Annotated in this window: 18 protein-coding genes and 1 tRNA gene; 11 read left to right on the top strand and 8 right to left on the bottom strand. The window is 69.2% G+C overall.

Annotated features, from left to right (window positions below; all coding sequences use genetic code 11):
- Nucleotides 1-39 precede the first annotated feature (39 nt).
- The gene (locus B056_RS0128725; RefSeq protein ID WP_018505292.1) at nucleotides 40-1,302 is read left to right on the top strand and encodes a C40 family peptidase; all 1,263 of its coding nucleotides are present in this window, start codon (nucleotides 40-42) and stop codon (nucleotides 1,300-1,302) included.
- Nucleotides 1,303-1,503: 201 nt separating this feature from the next.
- Here B056_RS0128725 and B056_RS0128730 read toward each other — a convergent pair whose 3' ends face one another.
- Nucleotides 1,504-2,187 (bottom strand): metal-dependent transcriptional regulator, encoded by a 684-nt coding sequence (locus B056_RS0128730; RefSeq protein ID WP_020572759.1) that lies wholly within the window; start codon nucleotides 2,185-2,187, stop codon nucleotides 1,504-1,506.
- A 341-nt stretch (nucleotides 2,188-2,528) separates the two neighbouring features.
- Here B056_RS0128730 and B056_RS0128735 point away from each other — a divergent pair, with 341 nt between their 5' ends.
- The 3 genes from B056_RS0128735 to B056_RS38365 all read left to right on the top strand — a co-directional run bounded on the left by B056_RS0128735 (nucleotide 2,529) and on the right by B056_RS38365 (nucleotide 3,999).
- Entirely contained in the window at nucleotides 2,529-2,753 is a 225-nt protein-coding gene (locus B056_RS0128735; protein WP_018505294.1) for a DUF3039 domain-containing protein, read from the top strand.
- 201 nt (nucleotides 2,754-2,954) lie between these two features.
- A tRNA-Arg gene (locus B056_RS0128740) sits at nucleotides 2,955-3,027 on the top strand.
- 48 nt (nucleotides 3,028-3,075) lie between these two features.
- Nucleotides 3,076-3,999 carry a tyrosine-type recombinase/integrase gene (locus tag B056_RS38365; protein ID WP_051105765.1) on the top strand — a complete coding sequence of 308 codons (924 nt, stop codon included), beginning with the start codon at nucleotides 3,076-3,078 and terminating at the stop codon, nucleotides 3,997-3,999.
- Nucleotides 4,000-4,042: 43 nt separating this feature from the next.
- Here the strand turns inward: B056_RS38365 and B056_RS44910 are convergent, their stop codons facing one another.
- Nucleotides 4,043-4,189: a hypothetical protein gene (locus B056_RS44910; protein WP_230203237.1), complete on the bottom strand. Its 147-nt coding sequence runs from the start codon at nucleotides 4,187-4,189 to the stop codon at nucleotides 4,043-4,045.
- Nucleotides 4,190-4,444: 255 nt separating this feature from the next.
- On the opposite strand from B056_RS44910, the gene B056_RS0128755 reads away from it, so the two are divergent.
- Nucleotides 4,445-4,813, top strand: a complete 369-nt coding sequence (locus B056_RS0128755; RefSeq protein WP_026240252.1) for a hypothetical protein — start codon at nucleotides 4,445-4,447, stop codon at nucleotides 4,811-4,813.
- Between the two features lie 59 nt (nucleotides 4,814-4,872).
- A complete protein-coding gene (locus tag B056_RS38370) occupies nucleotides 4,873-5,052 on the top strand; it encodes a hypothetical protein (RefSeq protein ID WP_035753047.1) in 180 nt (59 codons plus the stop codon).
- Nucleotides 5,053-5,486: 434 nt separating this feature from the next.
- Here the strand turns inward: B056_RS38370 and B056_RS0128765 are convergent, their stop codons facing one another.
- A complete protein-coding gene (locus B056_RS0128765; RefSeq protein WP_230203238.1) occupies nucleotides 5,487-5,897 on the bottom strand; it encodes a hypothetical protein in 411 nt (136 codons plus the stop codon).
- A gap of 572 nt (nucleotides 5,898-6,469) precedes the next feature.
- Between B056_RS0128765 and B056_RS0128770 the strand changes: the two genes are divergently transcribed.
- The 3 genes from B056_RS0128770 to B056_RS0128780 all read left to right on the top strand — a co-directional run bounded on the left by B056_RS0128770 (nucleotide 6,470) and on the right by B056_RS0128780 (nucleotide 7,705).
- Entirely contained in the window at nucleotides 6,470-6,814 is a 345-nt protein-coding gene (locus B056_RS0128770) for a hypothetical protein (RefSeq protein WP_195905963.1), read from the top strand.
- Nucleotides 6,815-7,073: 259 nt separating this feature from the next.
- Nucleotides 7,074-7,283, top strand: a complete 210-nt coding sequence (locus B056_RS0128775; protein ID WP_018505300.1) for a hypothetical protein — start codon at nucleotides 7,074-7,076, stop codon at nucleotides 7,281-7,283.
- Nucleotides 7,284-7,294: 11 nt separating this feature from the next.
- Nucleotides 7,295-7,705 carry a type II toxin-antitoxin system VapC family toxin gene (locus B056_RS0128780; protein WP_018505301.1) on the top strand — a complete coding sequence of 137 codons (411 nt, stop codon included), beginning with the start codon at nucleotides 7,295-7,297 and terminating at the stop codon, nucleotides 7,703-7,705.
- Between the two features lie 254 nt (nucleotides 7,706-7,959).
- Here the strand turns inward: B056_RS0128780 and B056_RS43185 are convergent, their stop codons facing one another.
- Nucleotides 7,960-8,241: a hypothetical protein gene (locus B056_RS43185; protein ID WP_154677281.1), complete on the bottom strand. Its 282-nt coding sequence runs from the start codon at nucleotides 8,239-8,241 to the stop codon at nucleotides 7,960-7,962.
- Here B056_RS43185 and B056_RS38375 point away from each other — a divergent pair.
- The gene (locus tag B056_RS38375; RefSeq protein WP_018505302.1) at nucleotides 8,236-8,703 is read left to right on the top strand and encodes a LuxR C-terminal-related transcriptional regulator; all 468 of its coding nucleotides are present in this window, start codon (nucleotides 8,236-8,238) and stop codon (nucleotides 8,701-8,703) included. The genes B056_RS43185 and B056_RS38375 overlap by 6 nt on opposite strands.
- Nucleotides 8,704-8,790: 87 nt before the next feature.
- Here the strand turns inward: B056_RS38375 and B056_RS0128790 are convergent, their stop codons facing one another.
- The 4 genes from B056_RS0128790 to B056_RS0128805 all read right to left on the bottom strand — a co-directional run bounded on the left by B056_RS0128790 (nucleotide 8,791) and on the right by B056_RS0128805 (nucleotide 13,722).
- Nucleotides 8,791-10,665, bottom strand: coding sequence for a choline/carnitine O-acyltransferase (locus tag B056_RS0128790; protein WP_051105773.1), 1,875 nt, complete (start codon nucleotides 10,663-10,665; stop codon nucleotides 8,791-8,793).
- Between the two features lie 41 nt (nucleotides 10,666-10,706).
- Nucleotides 10,707-11,759, bottom strand: a complete 1,053-nt coding sequence (locus tag B056_RS0128795) for a hypothetical protein (RefSeq protein WP_018505304.1) — start codon at nucleotides 11,757-11,759, stop codon at nucleotides 10,707-10,709.
- Between the two features lie 163 nt (nucleotides 11,760-11,922).
- Nucleotides 11,923-12,774, bottom strand: coding sequence for a HalD/BesD family halogenase (locus B056_RS0128800; protein WP_026240253.1), 852 nt, complete (start codon nucleotides 12,772-12,774; stop codon nucleotides 11,923-11,925).
- A gap of 504 nt (nucleotides 12,775-13,278) precedes the next feature.
- Complete coding sequence (locus B056_RS0128805; RefSeq protein WP_018505306.1) at nucleotides 13,279-13,722, bottom strand: VOC family protein; 444 nt, start codon at nucleotides 13,720-13,722, stop codon at nucleotides 13,279-13,281.
- A gap of 351 nt (nucleotides 13,723-14,073) precedes the next feature.
- Between B056_RS0128805 and B056_RS44915 the strand changes: the two genes are divergently transcribed.
- Nucleotides 14,074-14,235, top strand: a complete 162-nt coding sequence (locus tag B056_RS44915; RefSeq protein ID WP_230203239.1) for a hypothetical protein — start codon at nucleotides 14,074-14,076, stop codon at nucleotides 14,233-14,235.
- The last annotated feature ends 238 nt before the right edge of the window (nucleotides 14,236-14,473 follow it).

Here is a 14,473-nt window from a genome sequence, read left to right on the forward strand (position 1 = left end):
CACCGGTCGGCAACGCGCCGGACCATTGACGGGCGGGGCATGCGCCCGGTCCTCATCACGTTGCTGGGCGTTCTCGCCGCCGGGCCCTCCCTGACCGGCGCGGGCGGGGGCATCGGAGCGGGGACGGCCCGCGCGGAGCCGAGCGGGCCCACCCGCGGTGACGAGACCCGCGGCGACGCGCCCCCCGGCAGCCCGGGCAGCTCCGGCAGCTCGGGCGCGGGATCACAGGGCGGCCGCGCGGAGGATCTCGGCGGCATCGCCGCCCAGATCACCGCGACCCGGGCCCGCCTCGACGACCTCAGCCACAAGATGTCCGTGGCCGCCGAGCAGTACAACGCCGAACGCATCCGGCTCGCCGAGGCGGAACGCGCCGCGGCCACGGCCACCCAGCGGCTGCGCACGGCGGACGTCGCCGTCCGGCACGCCACCGACCGGCACCGCGGCCTGGCGACGTCGGCCTACCGCTCCGGCGGGCTGGAACAGCTCTCCATTCTGCTCACCGGCGATCCCCGTGCCGCGCTCGACCGCGCCGGCGCCGTCGACGCGCTGTCCCGGCGGCAGCGGGCCACCGAAGCCGACCTGCGGCTCGCCCGCCACGACCAGACCGAGGCGAAGCAGGCCGCCGACGAGACCCACGCCGGCCGCCAGCGGCTCGTCGACTCGCTTGCCGAGCGCCGGCGCGAGCTGGAGGAGTCAGCCACCGAGCAGGGCACGCTGCTCAACGACCTGATCGACCGGCAGGCGGAGCTGGAACGCCAGGCCCGGGAACGCGAGGCCGCCGCGCTGCGGGCCCGCAAGGCCGCCGAGGCGGCGGCCGCCGCCGAGACCGCCCGCCAGGCCGCGCTGGAACGCGACCGGCTCGCCCGGGAGGCCGGCCTCGTCGCGACGGCGGGCAGCGCCTTCGCCGCGGTACCCGCCCTGCCGGCCGCGCCGCCCCCGACCGGCGGCAGCGGCGGCGCGGCCCGCGCCGTCCAGGAGGCGCGCGCCCAGCTCGGAAAGCCGTACGTCTGGGGCGCCGAGGGCCCGAACAGCTTCGACTGCTCCGGACTCAGCCAGTGGGTCTGGGGGAAGGCCGGCGTCGGAATCCCGCACTACACCGGCGACCAGTGGGCGGCCGGCCGGCACGTCACCCGCAACGAGCTGATCCCCGGCGACCTGGTCTTCTTCGGCGCCGACCTCTACCACGTGGGCATCTACATCGGGAGCGGCCAGATGATCCACGCGCCGCGGACCGGTGAGGTCGTACGGATCGAGAACGTGTGGTGGTCATCGTTCCAGGGCGGCATCCGCCCGGGCGCCTGACACACCCGGCAGGCCACCCGGTGGGCGGGTAGGCGCCCGCCCCCGGGGTGGCCCCGGACAGCGGGTGGCCCCGACGGCGGACAGACAAACGGGCCGGGCGTCCGCGCCCGGCCCGACAGTCAGATCCACATTCCTACCGGTGCTCCCGTACGAGTTGCTTCCGTACGAGAGCTGTGTGCGTACGTGCCGCTGTTACCCGGATCAGTGATTGACGTAGACGAGCGCCGCTGTGCTGCGGTCGATCTCGGCCTCGCTGTCACCGTCCGGCTTGCCGATGTACACCCTGTCGCCGCGCGCGTTCAGGTACAGCTGCGCCCCGGGCACGATCGCGGCGTCCCGCAGGACCCGCATCGCCTCCTCGTCGGTCTGGAGGCGCTCCGAGATCCAGGCCACCGTCACCGACTTGGTCCCCGTGTTGCTCCGCTCGGCCGAGGTGAGCAGGCTCACGGGTGCCACGCCCGGCGGCTGCGCCGTCTCGAGCTGCGCCGGGATCTCGTTCCCGAACGGGCACCGCTTCGGATCACCGAGCAGGACCGTCAGCCGGGCCTCGACCTCGTCCGAGATCACATGCTCCCAGCGGCAGGCCTCGTTGTGGACCAGCGCCCAGTCCAGGCCAATGACCTTGGTGAGGAGCAACTCGGCCAAGCGGTGCTTACGCATGACCGCCGTTGCTCTGACCAGGCCCTTCTCCGTGAACTGCACGGTCCGGTCGTCGGCGAGCGCGACGAGGCCCTCGTTCGCGAGGCGCGCGGTCGACTCACTTGCGGCCGGCGCGCTCACGTGAAGGCGCTCGACCAGGCGCGCGCGCAGCGGGGTGATGCCCTCCTCCCGTAGTTCATACAGGGTCCGGAGGTACATCTCGGTACTGTCGATCAGTCCAGTCACCGGTCTCCTTCGTCCGCAACCAGAGTACGCCGCAACGCCTGGCAGGAGGAGTCGCATTCCTCTGCGTCCTGATGGCGGAGTGTGGTATGTCCATGCCCGTTCCGTCACCGCGTCGCCAGCCAGACCGACTCCCACCCAGAGTATCGACGTGAGCACAACTTGTCGCGACTACCGCTCGCTCGACGGACGGCGTCGCGCGGCCCCACGACGATGCCCGCCAACGCCAGGGTAGGACGTCCGCACCAGCCCCACCGGCCGTGCCACGGGCGGCTCGCGGCCGGCCCGCGGTCAGGGGCACCAGTCCGGCGGCTCGGCCGCGGCGAGTACCTACACTCGAGGGTATGAGCACGACTCAGATCGCGCCGGAGACCTCTGACACCCGTTCGGACGAGGGGGATGATCTCTCTCACTACGCGCGCCGGGAGGAGATCGTCCGCGCCTCCATCGAAGGCGGTCGCGTGACGGCGCTGTGCGGGTACAAGTTCGAGCCGGTCCGCGACCCCAAGCGCTTCCCGGTCTGCCCCAAGTGCAAGGAGCTCGTGGAGATGGCCGAGCAGTTCGGCTGAGCCCCCCTGCCGCGCGCGGACCGGTCGGGCTCCCCCGTGCCGCCACCCGGATCCGCTCGCGTACGCGGGCCCGGGTGGAGTCGCCTTCCCACTCCGGTGTCCGGATGCGTAGGCTTGCGAGGCGTCGAGTGATCCCTGTACCGTCGATCATGGAACCGCCGCCAGGCGCCCCACCGGCCAGGCGCGGGGCCACTCCACAACGCCCCTGTAGCTCAGTGGATAGAGCGACCGCCTCCTAAGCGGTAGGCCGCAGGTCCGATTCCTGCCAGGGGCACAAACCATCGTTGACCTGCGCTGGACCCGACTACTTTCGATCATGGAAGTGGCGCGCAGAGCCCCCAAGACGTGCAAGCTCTACCTCGACGCCGCCACCGCACTGATCAACTACCTGGCCGACTCCGACGATCCATCCGCCGAAGCCGCCGAGATCACGAAGGCGCAGATCGAGGAGTTCCTGATCTGGTTCGGCACCGTGCCGACCCCGCGACGACCCGAGGGCCGTGGCGACGCCTACGTGAACCAGACCTTCCGCGCTTTACAGCAGTGGTTCAGGTGGCTTCTCGACGAAGAGGAGATCGCACACCCACCCCTGGAGCGGATGTCACCGCCGAAGGTCGACGAGAAGCCCGTCCCGGTGCTGCACGAAGACGAGATCCGCGCCGTTCTGGCCACCTGCGCCGGTAAGACGTTCGCGGATCGCCGTGACAACGCGATCATCCGTTGTCTGCTCGACTCCGGCGGGCGGCGCACCGAGATCGCCAAGCTCCGCGTCGAGGACGTCGACCTCACGCGGAAGGTGCTGCATGTGCTCGGCAAGGGGCACCGCCCGCGGCCGGCGCCGATCGGCAACAGCACCGCGCTCGCCCTTGGCCGCTACATGCGAATTCGTACCCGTGACAAGCACGCGAGCCGTCCCGAGCTGTGGCTTGCCGACCGCGGCCGCGGCCCGCTCACCGGTGACGGGCCCGCCCGGATGATCGGACGCCGCGGGGAGCAGGCGGGCATCAAGGGTCTGCACCCCACCAGTTCCGGCACACGCTCGCCAACGACTGGCAGTTCGCCGGAGGCAGCGAAGGCGACCTCATGCGAATCATGGGCTGGAGTTCCCGGCAGATGGTCGACCGCTACGCCAAGATCGCGCAGGAGAAGCGCGCGCAGCAGGCCCGCGAACGCCTTGCCCTCGGCGACCGTTTCTGACCGATCGCGGTCGCAGATGGGACGCCGGAACGCCCTCCCGCACGCCTGAGACCACCCACGCTGACACGAGAACGGTCGCCGTAGGCGGTCTCTCAGGAGTCGCCGCGCCATCCCGGACGGTTCCGGTCGCACCACCCCTCGACGTCGCGCCGGTGCCACAGGCGGATGCGCGGCTTGACCACCGCTGGAGTCGGGAAGCCCGCGTACCGGGTGAGCATGTCGGCCCGTGATCGACTCACGCCCAGCATCGATGCGAAGTCGCTGACGTCGATCAAATCGAGGACACATTCACTGCTCACAAGCACGTGACGCTATGCGATGCTCCTTGTCTTGCCTTATAACCTTTCCTTCTTGCCCTGTCTACGTACTGTTGCTTCTCATCTTGTCGATGTAGCCTGTTCCCCCGGTCGATCGGCCGGGAAACAGGGTAGGCCCGGTCCGGTGGGCGAACACCGGGCCGGGCCCTGGGCACCGACCTTCGGGAGGTCAGCACCGTGCCTGAGAGTCAACCAGCAAGCACCAACAAAACCGCTCCGTCCGCCGACCCACCCCGCGGCCCGGACGTGGTGGTCCGTGAGACGGGAACGGGACCGTTCCAGTACCTCGTGGTCGATGTGCCCGCCGGTGCGCACCCGGCGAGCCTGGCCAAGGCGTTGCGCAGTCTGCCGATCGCCTGCGAGTTCGTGAACATGGCCGACATGGCCGGCACGCGCTCCGGTGGCGAGCTGCGCTTCCGCGTTCACGACGGCCACGGCCCCGCGCACCACTCCGGGAGCACCTACGGCGGCATCGGCACACGGGTGCCCCGTCTCGACTCGGACAGCCCGTTCGACACCGAGCAACCCGCGGGCGGTGCCCGGTGACCGCTCATCTGGTGTTGCCCGCCGCGTCTCATCGGGTGCAGGCGGCCCGGCGAAGGGCGGTGGCATCGGCGGACCACCGGTCGCTTCTCGTGGGCATCCTCGTGCTTGACGACACTGGAGTTCCGATCGACGTGGTCAGCCCGTTCGGCAGCGAGACAGCCGCCCGGCAGTGGGCCGACCAGCACGGCGTCACGACGTACCAGATCCTCCCGGCCTGGATCGCGGGCGGACGCCGTTAACCTCCCGCCTGTCCGCTGCATGCCGTTGCGACCGGCCCGGAGCGGCCCCAAATCACTTCATGGATGTGGGGCTGTTCGCATGTCTGGCACTCCACCGACCACGATCACCCAGGGTGATATTTCCGCCGTGGCCGATGAACACCGTCCCACGGGTGGGCGGGGCCCCAGACGCTCGATTCCTGGGTTTCAGACGCCTCACGACTGGTCCCGCCAGCAAGCATCGCCCCTGCTCACCCGCCACATTCGCCGCTAACGGGGGCGCTAACAGTTAGCAGGAGAGCCGCTAACCGTTAGCTCGCCCCCCTCCGGTAACTTTCAGTAGCCACATCAGCCTGACCAACCGACCCCATCACGAACCCGTATGCCGTGTCCGTCGACCGGGCCGCCCCACGCTGATCCGCAGGGCCCGATCCGAGTGTGGCCCCATCAGGGAATCAGGGGCCGCCGGACAGGGTGTAGGAGACGAGATGGGTTCCGTCCCGGTCACCCGCCGAGATGACGGTTGGGCACATCACCTCGCCAGCGACAACGGCCATGCGCTCGGGGCTGAAGATAGTTGCGCCCCCCGGCGTCCGGCCGACGGGCCCCCCGGGGTCGCCCTCGACCACAATCTCCACGTCGCCCTCGGCCGAAAACGTCGGATCGCTCCTCAGATAGGTGCGACCGTCGCAGTACGTCAGCTTCTCCGGGAAGCGGCCCGGGAAGAACTCGCCGTACTCCGAGTGCCGCCGCTCAAGGACGACACCGGACGCGACGAGCAGACCAAGGACGATCAGTCCGCTTCCCACCACGACCACGGGCAGAAACCGTCGCCGCGCACCCCGTTCCCGCCGCAAGATCGTCACCACGGTGACAGTCTTACACATTCAGCTTCCGCCTGGCAGGCAGTGACGAACGAGGCATCGGCGGGGTAGGTCCGTAGGTGCTTGCGGTAAGCGGCACGGGCGCTTGCGCAAGCACCCCTGTAGAGCGGGCAAGACCCGCTCCGAGCTGCTGATAGGAGCGTAAGCACCTTGCTCGCCGGATCGCGAGAACCAGCAAAGACCGGCCTTGCTACCCATCCCACGTCGGGACGCCGGCCGCTCGAAGCGATCGAAATTCTTCCGCGTGAGCAATCACCGACGGTAGCCGACGAAGTCATCTCGCGATGCGCGCAGAGAGGTGGCCGCTTGAGGCGGATGCTCGCAGGACCCGACGCGACGCTCCGCCGTCCACCCCCGGACGGTCGCACACGGCGCCGACCGGCCCGGGTAGCACGGTTCCGCAGACCGCAGCCGCCCCCGTGATTACGATTGGTAATCGCATCGACCACACGACGGGCGTTCCGATTCTCCGTCCCCCGACGGCTACCTGAGCTCTCACGCCGACGTTCGTCCTCGCGTGCGGGCACGTCGCCTTATTCTGAGGCGTGGGCACAATGGCCCAAGGCGACCATATCTGGATCTTCGGTTTCGCGACGGTCACTCTCGTGGCGCGGACTGTGGGGACTCCAGCCGTCCGCAGGCGGTTCGGTGACGCGGCAGCGCAGACCTTCGAGCGCCGCACCGGCACCGCGATCATCGGTGCGTTCACCGTATGGCTGGCAGTCTTCTGGGGACTCACCTATGCGGCCAGCAGCGCGGCCGCGCTGCTGGCGTCGTTCCTCGTCGAGCACTACCGCCGCCAGCGAGCGCGCGGAGAGAAGCCGGACACCACGGACGCGCATCCGGAGGCAGGTCCGCCACCACCCACTGTAGATCACTCGCATTCGACATCCGCCTGACGCCGTATCCCCTGCGGATCTCCCTGGCCGCCGGATGATGCCCTTCGCTCCAGGCAGCGAACTTGTCGGCTGTGCCAGGCATGGAAGTGCTATGCACCGGTCCCTCTACCACCTACCGCTTCACGACCTACCACTCCTCAAACGATCTCTCCTAACGTCTGGTGATTGTCAGACCGCAAAGCCGAATGTCGGGGCCCGGGACAGTCAGAGACCACGTCTGCGGCTGGGCCGGAGCGGCCCCGGCTTCTACACTGGCTGTATGAGCCCGCGCGAGGAAGCACACCGGCTGCTCGACGCGCTGCCGGAGGACCGGCTGCCCGAAGCCGTGGAGTTGCTGCGCCAGTGGGCCGCGGTGGAGCGCGGCGAACGTCCCCGTCGCCAGTTCCGCACGACTGCCGTCTTCGACGGTGAACCGAATCTTGGGGAACGGGCCAAGGACATCGTGCGCGAGGGGTGGAACGGCGGGTAGCGCCGCAGCGCGTGATCGTCGTCGACACCGGCCCGGTGGTGGCGGTCGCCAACAGCAAGGACGACCATCACCGACAGTGCGTCGACCTGCTTCAGAATTTTCCCGGGCCGCTTCTACTACCGGCCCCGCCCCTTTCCGAGATCGGCTACATGCTTTTCAGTCGGGCCGGAACGAAAGCCGAGGCCGATTTTCTACGCGACGTGGCAGACGGTGTCTACGAGTTGGTGCCCGTCACTCCCGCCGAGGCCCATCGGGCTGCCGTTCTGGTCGAGCGTTATGCGAGCCTTCCTCTGGGCACCGCCGACGCCTTCGTCGTCGCGGTCGCCGAGAAGTTTTGGGCAGTGCACATCGCCACGTTGGACCTCCGGCACTTCAGCGTGGTCCGGCCGAGCCACGTGCCCACTTTCACCCTGCTGCCGTAGCTCGCCGCGGTCCCGGTGGCGGCGCCCACCACGGGAACGGAATACCGCCGGCTCGCCCGTGAGGACGGCGCTGGACCACGAGACCCAAAACGCCGTTGCTTCCGCTAGCAGGTCCAGCGACACCGACGGTCACACGCACAGCTCAGAAGTGAGCTCTGAGGCAGGTAACTTCCGATCGCTTCCGAGCTCGGGCATCCAGCGAGGCAAAGCGACGCAGATGTCGACTGTCTACTGTCCCGGTCGTGGCGGTGCACTCAGCCTTGAACGACCCAGTTCTTGATCTTCTTCTCGATACGCTTTCGCAATCCATCAGCATCGGGACTGGCGGGTGTCACGCCACTGAAGCATTCACTCGATCGCTTGGCGAGCAGAGTTTCCACACTTCTGGCTCGACTGGAAGGGAAGGCAAGAAAGGATTTTCCAGCTCCGAGTTCGGCCGAGAGGCCAAGGAAGGAGCGGCCGACGTTGGGACCGGGTGGTGCGCTGTAGTTCTTGGCCTCAATGGCGGCAATCAGCTTGGACGCTCGCGGATGCACGTTCGCCTGTCGGCTCCGCTGCGCCTCCCGTCGGGCGCCGGGTCGGGCCTGCGCGGACTGGCCGACCGGGTGGGAGCGCTCGGCGGGTTCGGCTACCTGCTCAAGGACCGGGTCCTCGACGTGGACGAGTTCCTCTCGGCCGCCGGACGGGTGGCCGGCGGTGGTTCGGCGCTGGACCCGCACGTCGTGGGCACGCTGCTCGCGGCGCAGAGCACGGCCGACCCGGTGGCCGGACCGTCTGCCCGCGAACGGGACGTGCTCGCGCTCATGGCCGAGGGGCTCAACAACACCGCCATCGCCCGGCGCCTGATCGTCAGCGAACGCACCGTCGAAGGACACGTACGCCACCTACTGATCAAGCTGGGACTGGCCGAGGTGGACGACGGCCACCGCCGCGTGCTCGCTGTCCTCGCCCACCTGCGACACGCCGCCCTACCGACCCCGCGACCGGCCGACGCGTAGTGGGCGTCGCCCGCTTCGCCAGGCCTCAGCCCGAGCGGCTCGCGGCGGATCATCGACGTCGCCAGAGTGCGCTGAGAACGTTCTCCATCAGCAAGCAGGACGGACGTTCCCGCCGGCCTCAAGAAGGTCCTGGAGCTCGGTGAGGGCCGTCCGCAGATGTCCGGCGAAGGAGTGCATCTGCTCAGCCACCACGTTCGGGGTGCTCAGGTAGACGTTGAAGCGGTCCGGCAGCAGCACGTAGGCGATCCCGATGCACTTGTTACTGGTCGACCCGAACCCGAAGTACTGGATGTGGGTGGACGGCGCCGAGCTCGTGCTCAGGTAGTCGTCCCGGGTGACCAGCCAGCCGGGGGTGTCGAACAGGTCGAGACGCTCGGTGATCCCCAGTTCCTCGCCGCGGCGGGCCTGGATGAACTGGAGCTCCCAGAGGTGCTGCTCCGGGGCCCGTCCCCCCTGGCAGTCCCGCGCCCGCGTGACGTGCCGGTCGGCCGCGGCCCGCAGCGCGGCCAGCCGGGTGGCCGTGTCCGCGGCCGGGTCGTCCATGACCCGGACGAACGCCTGGATCTCCGGGGTGATGACCCGCATCGCCTCGGTGCGGCCACGCCGGTACTGCCGGGTCGCGATCGACTCGTAGGTGGCGCCGACCAGGCCCTTCGAGCGGTTGTGCGCCAGCTGGTAGGCGAGCTGGACGAACGCGTCCGGCGAGATCCGCAGGCTCTTCGCCCGGTTGGACCCGAAGTCGTCGAACGACAGCGTGGCCGTGGCCGTGGCGGCGGCGTAGGCGCTGAACGCGTCGCCCGCGGCGAGCACGTCGGCGCGCAGGTCGTCGTCCAGCGTGAACGTGACCGGCCGGACTGCGGGCACACCCTGGGAACGGGCGCCCGACCGGGCCGAGTGCTCGGCCGCCGGAGCGCCGAGCATGTCGTCGACGAGGCTCAGCACGGTCGTCCCGTCCAGGCCGCAGTGTTCGATGTTGATACCGGCGCTGCCGTCCGCGAAGACGATGAGCGACACCGACTTGTCGAACCAGCGGTTGCCGCCGTCACCGTGGAGGAGGTTGTCGCACGCCTGCTTGGCGTCACCGGGTGTCACGTCGTCGAGGCAGAGGCAGAACAACGCGGTCTCGACGGTGTCGAGGGCAGTCGCGTTGCCCGGGTCGCAGGCGAGCAGCGAGTCCCGGCTCGTCGCCCAGGCGGCGCGTGCCTTGGTGGTGAGCCGGCCGACCGACGTCTCCGGGGCGGCGCGCTCGGCACCCGCCTTCAGAATCGCGGCCAGGCCGCTCTCGAGATCGTCGAGCGTGTGCGGCTGCCCCTCGGGGCCCACCACGTCCAGCTGGAACATGTGGCCGTGGTGGAGGACGACGATGTGGCGTGCGGTGGAGGGGCCCGGTGACGGCTCGCTGTACGGGGTGCGGACGGTGTCCTGCACCTGCCCGGGGATACGGGTCGTCGAGAACAGGAACCGGTTCTGGTCCATCGACAGCGCCTGGCCGCGCTGGATGATCGGCTCGATCGCCTCCGCGTCGAGGCGCAGCTTGTAGTCCAGCGCCGCGGCGATCAGCCCCGCGGCCCGGGTTGTCTGACCGGCGTCGGCCTCCTCGAAGAGGAAGATGAAGTTCGCGTTGAGGGCGATGCGGTCACGCCGCCCCAGGTAGCGCGAGGCCCAGAACGCATCGAGCCAGCTGTGCACGCCGGGGGTGGCGTCGTAGCGCTCCAGCTCGGCGTGCAGGGCGCGGCCCGGGCCGCCGGGGCGGGCGAACGCGGCGAGCGCCGTCTCGGTCGCGGCCAGCTCGTCCGGGGTCAGCAACGGTGAGCACCACTGCAGGAACCGGGCGCAGGTGTCGTCCAGGGTGGGCAGCGGCACCCGCGGGAGCCGGTCGTCGTTGGCGAACGTGCCGGTGGTCGACCAGGGCGACCTGGCCTCGGATGCCACGGGGCTCGCCTGTCGGGGGCCCGCTGCCATGGCCTCGGGCGCGTCGCTGCTCGGTGACGGGGCGTTCGGCGTCATTCGTGACCTCGGGGGGCGTGGGACGGATGGCCCGACGGCCGTCGGGCTACTGCTGCTGACGGAACCAGCGCCGGGGATACCGATGCCGGGGTGTCGGTACTCGCGGTACTCGCGGCGGAGGCGCCGGCGGTGTGTGCGGCGGAGCTACCGCGCGGGCGTGACACGTACAGCTGGGCGTACATCCAACCGTCGCTCTCCAGGCCGTGCGGGTCGACGCCCATCGTGGTGAGGCTGTCCAGCACGAGTTGCTGTTCCTGCGCGGAAGCGAATCTGCGCTGGCGGAACACGCGGTCGAGCGTGACGGTCTCGTATCCTCTCTCCGCGAGGCTCGCCCCGATGGTGTCGAACGGGAACATCCGCAGTACGAAGTGCGCCATCCACGGTCGCTTTCCGTCAACCGCCTCGATGGCGTCGAGAACCCGGGAGACGGTTCGTTCGCCAACATAGCCGAGGCAGCCGGTCGAGATGACGAGATCTGTGCCGGCGAGCTGCCGTCGCTGCCGTTCGGTGGGATCCGCGGCCTCCAGGTCGGCATGCACGGCGTCGTCGAGAAAGCCTGCCGCGAGAGCGTAGGAGAGGGCCTCGCTCGACACGTCGAGGCCCACGAACACCGCGTCGGAGGGCAGGGAGCCGCCCGAACGCCCCTCAGAGCTCAGACGCCTGGAAGTGGGTGGCGGGAACACTCTGGTGGAACGGACGAGTTCGCGGTCACGGGCCAGCAGCTCGTCACGGGTGTAGCCGTGGGCCTCGGGTGCGCCGTAGCGCTCGTACAGGTCCTCAAGGGTGACCCCGCAGCGCAGCAGGGCCGCGTTGATCCCGTAGGACGAACCGATGTCGAGGATTTTCAGCGGCGACGGGTGACGCCCAGGAGGATCGCCGGGCCGCGGGCGGCCCGCTGCCCGGTAGTCGGCCATGGTCTCGACGAAATAAGGCCTGGCGATCTGGGGTACCTGATAGGCGAGCGTACGCAGCGTCGTGAAATACGCCCGCGGGTCAGGCTGGTCGTAGATGTGATCCAGTGAGACTTTGCCAGTGGCATCGAAACGCACAGGTCAGGCTCCTGCAGCTCATGGTCGGGACCGGACTCGCCGTCGCGGGGCCGGCTCTGCAATGCCAGATCCCGTGAACGCGGACCAGCCGATCAGCACGCCGACGCCGTGCGGGCGGGTCAAGGGCCACGGGCGTGGTCGCCCACGCGATCGGATCGCCGGCTCAGTCGAGCAGACGGTCGCCCCGCACGCGAGCCGCCGGCCCGGTGGCCTCGAGATGTTCGGGCAGCACCCGGCCGAACAGCTGCCTTGTGCGCGCGACGCTACCGATGACACCGGGGCGCTCGCAGTAGGCGAAGATCGCCGAATGACGGGCGGCGCCCCCCCGCACCGGGCTGACCCGGTGCAGCGAGAAGCGGCCCCGGAACAGCTGGAGATCGCCGGGACGGAGCACGAGGCGCTGTACCCGCCGGTCATCCCGACCGGTGAGGACGTCACGCACGGCCTCGAGGTTCTCGGCCTCGGCGGACCGGATGCCGGGACAGTACTCGAAGATCCCGCCCGCCTCCGGCTCCTGGATCAGCAGGCTCAGCGAGAACTCGTTGGTGTCGAAGTGCCAGGGGTGCTCATCTCCGGGTCGGATGACGTTGAGGCACAGCTGGGCCAGCGGGTCCGCCAGCTCATGGAGGCGATCAAGCCCGCAGCAGGCCGCCACGAACCGTCGAAACGACTCGTCGGAATACAACCGCCGTATACCCACACCGTCGGGGACGAGATCGGCCGCGACGAACGCGTTTCCGCGCCGCATGGCGATACGCCCGGGGTGGTCTTCGGGTAACGGCATCCCCATGTCGATGTTGTATGCGTTGACCGTCTCGGCCTGGTAGTACGCCGACGGAGCGAGCGCGGCGCATTCGGCGCGCAGGGCCTCACGGGCATCGGGGCGAACGAAGTCGGTGAGGACGCTGCAACCCGTCGCCTCCAGCTCTCGACGGACTCCGGCCGCCAGCTCACGCCAGGCCGCACCCGCCGGATAGGCGAGAGGATAACGGTCGGTGTCGACCAGGTCATCCAGACCATCGAGCGCGGTGGCGACGCCGGGTTCACCGGAGCGTCCAGGTCCGCCGGGGCTTTCACGCACGGCGACCCGATCCGGCAGGGCAGGCCGCGCCGCCCGCCGCGGCAGTTCTCGAGCGGCTCACGAGATCCTCCCTACACCGGGCGTACGCGCCTGACCATGGCGCGCCTGACCGGGTTCCGGAACATTCTTGTCTCGACCACCAACCCATGAACACGCCTGTGACATCCGACACTTCTATGTTCTTTCCATACTCAGGGCTGGTAGTCGAGCTTTCTTCTCGGCGCCGGTTTTCTCCCTTTCGAACATGTGGGGATGCCAGACCTGGAGTCGGCGTCGAGGCGGGCTTTCAGCCGCAATACCGTTGACTCGCGGGTCCGGCCGGGGCCCGACCGCCCGGATGATCCGCACGGTTTCGGCCGGGCGGCGGATGGGTCACGGAGGCCGTGGTCGTCGGGGGTTCCACGGGACGCCGGCCTGACCCGGCCGGGCCCGGCCGGGTCAGGCCGGGGCGTCGGCGTCCCGCATCGGGGTGGCGAACTCCTCGGGGCCCTGCCGCGTCGCCGCCGGATCCATCCACATGACCTGCCAGCCGTGGCCGTCGAGGTCGAAGAAGCTGCGCGAGCACATGAAGCCGTAGTCCTCCAGGCCGTCCGCCTCGACGCCGCCCGCGGCCAGCGCGGCCTGCGCGACCGCGTCGACCTCCTCGCGGGACGACACGCCGAAGCAGTAGAGCGCCAGCGTGTGCGTGGCGGGATCGGCCATCGGCAGCTTCGAGAGCTCCGCGAACTTCCTGTGGCTGAGCAGCATGACGCTGGCCTGCTCACCGACCAGCATGCAGGCGGCGGTCTCGTCGGTGAAGTTCGGGTTGAAGCTGAACCCGAGCTTCGCGAAGAACGCCTTGCTGCGTTCGAGGTCCGCTACGGGGAGGCTCACGAACAGCATGCGGCCGGGGTGCGCGGGAGTGGTCACGGTGGGTCTCCAGGTCGGTAGGGCGACGGGTACGCCCTGGTAGACCGGGCGGGCCGGCGGAACTCATCGGTGGAGCTCACGGCGCGGCCCCTGCCGCCGGGTTCATCGCGCCGGCCCCAACGACGCCCACCACCAGCCATTATCACTGACAGGGAGCAGCACGACGGATCAGCGGGTGACCGGAGCATTGCCGGAGCCCCGTCAGAGTGGCAGGAAGACGTCTGACTGCCGTACTGATTGTTTCCGTTCCACTCGCGCACTGTAACACCTCCTCCTAAGATGGATACGTTTCGTGACGGTACACCGCCGACGGGGAGTTGTGGCGTGGCACAGAATTACGGAGGCCGCTCGGAATGGGAACGTCAGCATGCCGCGGCCCGCAGAGAGGCTGACCGCATCGCACGCGAGCGGGCGCGGCTGGCCAAGCAGCAGGAGAAGGAAGCTCGCGAGCGCCACATTGAGCCTTTTCAGAGTTGCTTTGCCTGAATCGTGGGAACGTTCCATCTCGCGCGCATGAAGGAGCCGCCGACGGGCGACCCGGAGGCCGGAAGTTGTCCGGACGCTGTCGGTCCGGACATGAGAAATAGAGAAGCCCTCGGTAGATCACAGGATGCCTAATCACCGTGACCTTGACCGAGGACTTCCGTTGCTAACCTACCCTGGCGCCATCATCCTGCCCGAGTCGACCCTGGAGTTCCTGGCCGCGCTGCTGGCCGACGACCGC

Origin of the sequence: Parafrankia discariae (assembly GCF_000373365.1) — a bacterium.
GTDB lineage: Bacteria > Actinomycetota > Actinomycetes > Frankiales > Frankiaceae > Parafrankia > Parafrankia discariae.